Annotated in this window: 3 protein-coding genes; all 3 read left to right on the top strand. The window is 36.5% G+C overall.

Features of this window, described 5'->3' with window-relative positions:
• The coding region (locus tag GX654_10550; GenBank protein ID NLD37296.1) for a hypothetical protein at positions 1-3,550 on the top strand (3,550 nt) is incomplete at its 5' end.
• Entirely contained in the window at positions 3,535-3,930 is a 396-nt protein-coding gene (locus tag GX654_10545; protein ID NLD37295.1) for a hypothetical protein, read from the top strand. The genes GX654_10550 and GX654_10545, both read left to right, overlap by 16 nt.
• A gap of 182 nt (positions 3,931-4,112) precedes the next feature.
• Positions 4,113-6,617 (top strand): PQQ-binding-like beta-propeller repeat protein, encoded by a 2,505-nt coding sequence (locus tag GX654_10540; GenBank protein ID NLD37294.1) that lies wholly within the window; start codon positions 4,113-4,115, stop codon positions 6,615-6,617.
• Positions 6,618-6,883 lie beyond the last annotated feature (266 nt).

Below are 6,883 nucleotides of genomic sequence, written 5' to 3'. Positions count from 1 at the left end.
TTTGATTGAGTCATATGATGGTATTAGCGCTGTAGCAGGGGAAACCTCATACCAGTATTCAGGCGCACAATATGACTATAATACCAGGGAATTCAGGGAATTTTCATATGTAATAGAGACTAAGCCCTGTGGTAAAACAGTTAAAACCACATATGAGCAGAATGATGCCTATAAAAAAGGCAGGCCACTTACTATAGAAGAAATAGAATCAGGGGTCACATTCAGGAAAACAACATTGACATGGGGCGCTGACACCTTATCAGGCACAACAGCCAAATTTGTAAAACTCACCAATGAAAGAACAGATATTTATGATACCCCTGCGGTATATACAAATAAGGCATATACCTATAACAATACACATGGAGGGGTTCAAACAAGTGTAACGTCGGGTTCAGGCGGGGCCGAAAATGTTACGGCCACAAATTCATACATTAATAAGGGCTCATGGATCTGGAGAAAGGCATCTGAAACTTTAACCGGCAGCAGCACGGGGCAGGTAAGAAAGACAACTTATGCATACAACAGCTTCGGTAACCTGCTTACAAAAACATACGATAATGCAACAGGAGCTGACCCTGTAGAAACCTATACCTATGACACGTATGGTAATGTGGTAACCTCTAAAGATCCGAAAAACTACACTACCACATATACCTATAACCCTACATATGATCCCACATATACCCATGTAACAGGTATCACTTATCCTTCAACAGGGGTTGCCCATGCAGTGAGTATGCAATATAACCTTTTCGGGAAACTGGATCAGCAGACAGATGAAAACCTTAAAACTACCTATTATGATTACGATAATTACGGCAGGCAGACAGCAATAGGTTATCCTGATGGAGGAGAGACTTTATTTACCTATTCTGATACTGTTAATCCGCTTGATTACCCTGTTTCTGTAAAAACCAGTGCTCTTGAAAGCGGTTCAACTTATATTGATTCATGGGAGTATGTGGATGGCTTTGGTAGAACAATAATGAATGTATCAAAGGGTATAGGCACAAATAATTATGTAGTCACAAGGCTATACTATGATAACGCAGGAAGAAACTGGAAAACAGAAGGTCCATATTTTGCAACCACAACTTCATACGATGAAGTGCCACCTGCAACCGCACATCCAACTATCGAAAAGGTGTATGACTGTGAGGGAAGGGTGATTGCAGTAAAGACGCCAAAATACAATACTACGGGTACTAACCAATTTGATACCACAAATATATATTATAATGGTTTTACAACTGAAATCACACAAACTGACACAATACAAAGCCCAAACAGGACAATTACCAGAAAAGAAATAACTGATTATTTAGGAAGGATAGTACAGATACAGGAAGAAACAGGGGGAGGTATAACATATTATTCATACAATGCCGCGGGCGATCTTACATCTGTTACAGATGCAGCCGGTAATGTCACAAACGTATACTATAACACCCTTGGCCAGAAAACATCTATGAGTGATCCTGATATGGGCTCATGGAGCTATGCCTATGACCTTAATGGCAACCTTTATCAGCAGACAGATGCCCTTGGTCAAACAATAACCTTTACATATGATGCCCTGAACCGTGTAACTCTTAAGGATTACTCAACATCAGACCCGGATGTCACCTATGCCTATGACAACACTGCTTCCGGAGCCAACGGCAGAGGGAGGCTTTTTTTGGTAACTAATTGGGTCGACGACTTTACAACATATAACAGCTACGATTCAATGGGCAGGGTTTTAAATGTAACAAAAACTATAACCGGTGATCAAGCCAGAACAACCTCATATACCTATGACCTTTCAGGTAAGTTGAAAATTACCACATATCCTGATAACTACTGGGTAGAAAACAAATATTATTCTGGCACAAATCTATTATATCTTGTCGAAGGTCCTAGCTCCTATAATCACGGAAATATAACCAGCTATACCCCTTCAGGTAAAATAAAAAATATAACTCGTGGTTTCAGTGGAACTACCTATACTTATGATGACAGAACAGAAAAACTAAAACAGGTAGAAACAAATGATGGGCAGTTTAATATTATTCAGAAAAAGATCTATAATTATACCGCTTTTGGTGAGATCAGCTCAATAAATGATCAGCATAATGGTATTTCATATGCATACAAATATGACAATCTGAGTAGACTTCTGAATGAGACTGCCAATGGGTCAACCACGATGAACCTAACATATTATCCTATAGGAAACATACAAACAAAGACTATAAATGGCATTACCTTAAATTATTATTATGAAAATAACCTCCACAAGCACGCTGTAAGCCGTATTTCATATGGAGGTAATAACTACTCTTTTAATGATTATGACTCAAATGGCAACATGAAATATGGATATGATTTTACTAATCCGGCAAACCCAAAGACAAGGAGTATCACATACAATACAGACAATATGCCTAAACGAATTGATCATAGTAACGGTGCCATAACAGAGTATTTTTATGATGGTACAGGATCAAGGGTTAAAAAAATTGTATATAATGGAGGGGATGTTACTGAAACCTATTATATAGGCGACCATTTTGAGGTAAAGGGTGGAGTTGTAACAAAATACTTATTTGCAGGTAATTTAAGGGTTGGCCAAATAAAAGGAGGAGTAACGAGTAATATTCACAAGGATCACCTTGGAAGCTCGACTGTCATGACTTATGCATCAGGCAATGAAATAACATCTTCATCTACAGAATATTTGCCTTTTGGTGCCATGAGAAACAGTTCATCAATACCTACAAATCACTTGTATACAGACCAGGAACTTGATGCAGAAAACGGCCTTTACAACTACAACGCAAGGCTTTATGATCCTTTCATCGGAAGGTTTATATCACCGGATACGATAGTGCCAGAGCCTTATAACCCGCAATCACTTAACAGGTACTCATATGTGCTTAATAATCCTTTGATTTATACTGATCCGAGTGGGCATTTTAATAATTATTGTAATGACCCTAATGCACCATGTAAGGAATATACTCTGCCTGAAATTGTCGTTGGCGGAAGGCAAATGAGTCCGGAAGAAATCCAGCAATGGATCAATCAGACCCCTGTCCCTCCTGAACCACCAAGTGCATTTGCAAATGGTGGAGGTGGTGGGGAATCTCCTAAAAATCCACCTAAAGAACCTTCTGAAAAATGTACTGGTAAAGACAATGAAAGGGATAAACCTAAATGTAATCAAGATATGCTAAGTTGTATGGGTGATTGTATTGAAAAACATCGATTTGATCTTTTAGGGGCTTTAGCCGTTTTTGGCTCAGAATTACCCAAGTGGATGCTCCCACCTTTTAGGATTGTATCTACTAATCAAAGGACTACCACATTTTTGAGTGAAATTGCACACCAATTAAATGCAGCAAATGATTTTATTAAAACACCATTTACTAGAGGATTGAGGGAGTTGGGTAGAGGCTTATCGAAATATGCAACCCCAGCTCTTATTGCCGAAGGTTTATGGGATTGGGGAGCTATTGGTTATTGTACTTTTAAATGTGGAGAAGACCCATGTCAAAATTACTAGTAACAATAGGAATCTTTTGCATAATTTATTTCTTGTTTAAGTTAATAAAAAAAGGAAACCTTAAAAAGATAAAGTCAACTTCAGATGAAATATTTTTTAATGAGTTTCAACGTAAATTTGGCATTAGTAATTATTCTATAATTGTTGAAGAACGAAAGAGGTTTTCCAATTATTTTAATATTGACCGAAGAAAAATAGGGGTTGATTTAAAGTTAAATGTTTTAGTTAAAGTTTGTGAACTAGCTGGTGGGTACATTGCACTCAATGACATAGTATATGATCTACATGAATTAGGATATCATGAAAAAGTGGAAAAAATTATTTTACCGGATACTGTTGGTGAAATAATATATTTATTTTTAGTATTAAGAAATAAATGAAAGACGTAACAGTTTAGCAAATGACCCCGGCGCTTCGCTTTGGTGTTATAGATGCGCGCGTAATTGGGGTTTAGTTTGCATTATCGTTTTTAACAAAATGGTTAAAAAGAGCAGGGAAATTTTTTTATGCCTTTTTATTCTCTTTTCACTATGGGTGAATAAATTGATTTAAGGAGAAGTAAATGAAAGTAAAAATATTTTCTTTGTTATGTGTATTATTTTTTATTTGTTATTCTGCAAACGGGAGTATGTCGCAGACAAACCAAGTAGAGGTCATAAAGATATATTCACAAAACAAGAATTATTATCTGACTTCTATACCCTATGATAATATAATTCCAAGTATGAGGGGGAAGTCCTCTGTTTTCGAGAATGGTAATGATATTCCCCTTTATGTTCTTGAAAGAGGTTTTGATTTAGCCATTGATCATTATATAGATAATTTTTTAGGTAAATACAGCAGGTACTTATATTTAAGCAATGATGGTCAGACCATTTTCTATGTAACATTGCCCTTAGATGCTGATGATAGAACAGAGGGTCTAAGTAGTATAAACATATATAGGAAGGGTATGTTACTTAAAAGTTATACTGAAAAAGAAATAACCGGATGTGATAAGGATAAGGATAAGGAAGATTGCGGCCTTGTTTACTCAAAAGATTATTCAAAATATGGTGAAGTTGTTGATATTGAAAAAAGTAAACAGGAAAAACGGAAGATATTCAAAGAAGGTGTAACAGAAAAGGAAAAGTTTTTAAATAATTTTTCAGTCTTTTGTTTCGATGATATTGTATACGTTATTGATTCAAAAAAATATGTCCATTTATTTGACCTTAATAAAGGATGCTATATAAAAACTGATTTCTTTGAAAATATCTATGATGCGATAAAAGACAAAGCAGGGTTTAATATATATGAAAGTACAGAGTATAAAGCCCCAAAAAGTCGGTCCTTTCCAAAACTGAAAAACGGAAATGATACTTATAAAAGTTTGGCAGATTATATCGGTTTTAAATCTGTCCCTAATGATGATTGGATAGAAGTAAGAGAAAAGTATAGAGTTAATTCTGTTAAATTAAACTGCACTATTTCGAAAGATGGCATTGTTGATATTGAAAAGATTGACGTAAATGGCCCATTACCAAAAGATAAAATTATTGAATTTATTAAAAATAGCAAATTTGATGGTAGTTTTATTCCTGAAGTTCTTGGTAAATGGTATCTAGGGGATAAATTATTTTTCTTTAGAAATATTGATAAAGTTACAGCCAGTAAGGAGAAACATCAGCAAATAATAGAGGAGGAGCAGGCGTATAAGAAGCGGCTTATGCTTGAAAGTATTGATGGCATTTATATTCCAAAAGATTTATGTGAATGTTTTATCGAATTAGACAAATTCTTATCATATGCTGACAAAAATAAAATAAAAGAATTACCTAAAAAATCAGATGTAATATCATACCATTTTAGCCTAGGAATGACTCTCAGAAATAGATGGGGATTATGGTCAGGTTCACGACTTCAGGCATACTTTAATAACCAGGGTATTTATCAACCTGATGATATGTCTGGTGCCATTTTAGACGGTTATTATTATTGGTTAAAAAGTAACAGGGGAGCTTGTGAAGATAATCGGAAAGATAAAGACATCACATCTATTATTAAGGATTTGGCACAGACAGTAATTAACCCTGCAGGTGATTTTTCTAATCAGGATAGATTAATCTGGAAGTTCAAAACTGATTTTGAGGTTAATTCTACACCGGCAGTATCAGAAGGAGTTGTATATTTCGGAAGCCGTGACGGCCATCTATATGCAATAGACGGTAAAACAGGTCAGGAAAAATGGAGGTTCGAAACCGAATATGGCCCGGTATATACTTCCCCTTTTGTTTCAGAGGGCATGGTTTACTTGGGAGGCCATGATGGGTATCTATATGCAATAGATATAAAGGCAGGAAGTAAAAAATGGAGATTTGAAACCGATGGATGTGTCTCTTCACCGGTAGTGGCGAATGGGGTTGCATATTTTGGAAGTATAGATAGCTTTTTTTACGCTGTGGACGCTAAAACTGGCAGAGAAAAATGGAAGTTTAAGACCGGCAGGGAGATAGATGGAACTCCTACTGTGTTAGAGGGAGTCGTCTATTTTGGAAGTAAAGACGGTTATTTCTATGCAGTAGACATTAAGACAGGCCTTGAAAAGTGGAAATTTAAAACCGGTGCACCTATTGCTTCACCCGTTATAAAGGATGGCGTTATCTATTTCGGAAGTAATATCTTCCATTCTTCTAACAGCGTGACTGGGTATCTTTTTGCAGTGGATGTTAAGTCAGGAAGAGAAAAGTGGAGATACACATCTGGTCGCGTAGATACGACTCCTGGCATTTCCGACGAGGTCGTTTGCTATGGAAGTCTTGATGGGCATCTCTATGCGGTAGATATTGAAACAGGTAAAGAAAAGTGGAAATTCGAAACAGGCGACTGGATAAAATCTTCCCCAGCCTTATCAAAAGGAGTTGTGTATGTTGGCAGTGATGATGGTTACCTTTATTCAGTAGATATTAAGACAGGTAAGAAAAATTGGATGTTTGAAATTGGTGCAGCGGTTTCATCTCCAACCGTGTCATGCGGAGTCATCTTTGTTGGAAGCGATGACGGCTATTTATATGCAGTAAGGGAGTAACAGTAGAGCCGGACGCTCTTTAGAAATGGTGCTAGGTCGCAAGACCATAATCTTATAACCTATCATATCAATGGCCCTTTTCGGATATGTAGGTTGGGGGCGGGTTCGTGTGGTAACACATGAAATAGGGGACAAGCATAATAAACTAAATAACTTTTAAGAAGCAGTAATATCAAGGCGGTTGAAGGTTTTTACCTTTGACCGTTTTGTTTTATGGAGTGTTTGAAAATAAAACCAAATACCAATTTCTTAAAAGTGGTCATCCT

This window comes from Desulfatiglans sp., from assembly GCA_012513605.1.
GTDB lineage: Bacteria > Desulfobacterota > DSM-4660 > Desulfatiglandales > HGW-15 > JAAZBV01.
Note: the sequence above shows the minus strand (reverse complement) of the source record. Positions and strands in the feature narration are given on the sequence as shown.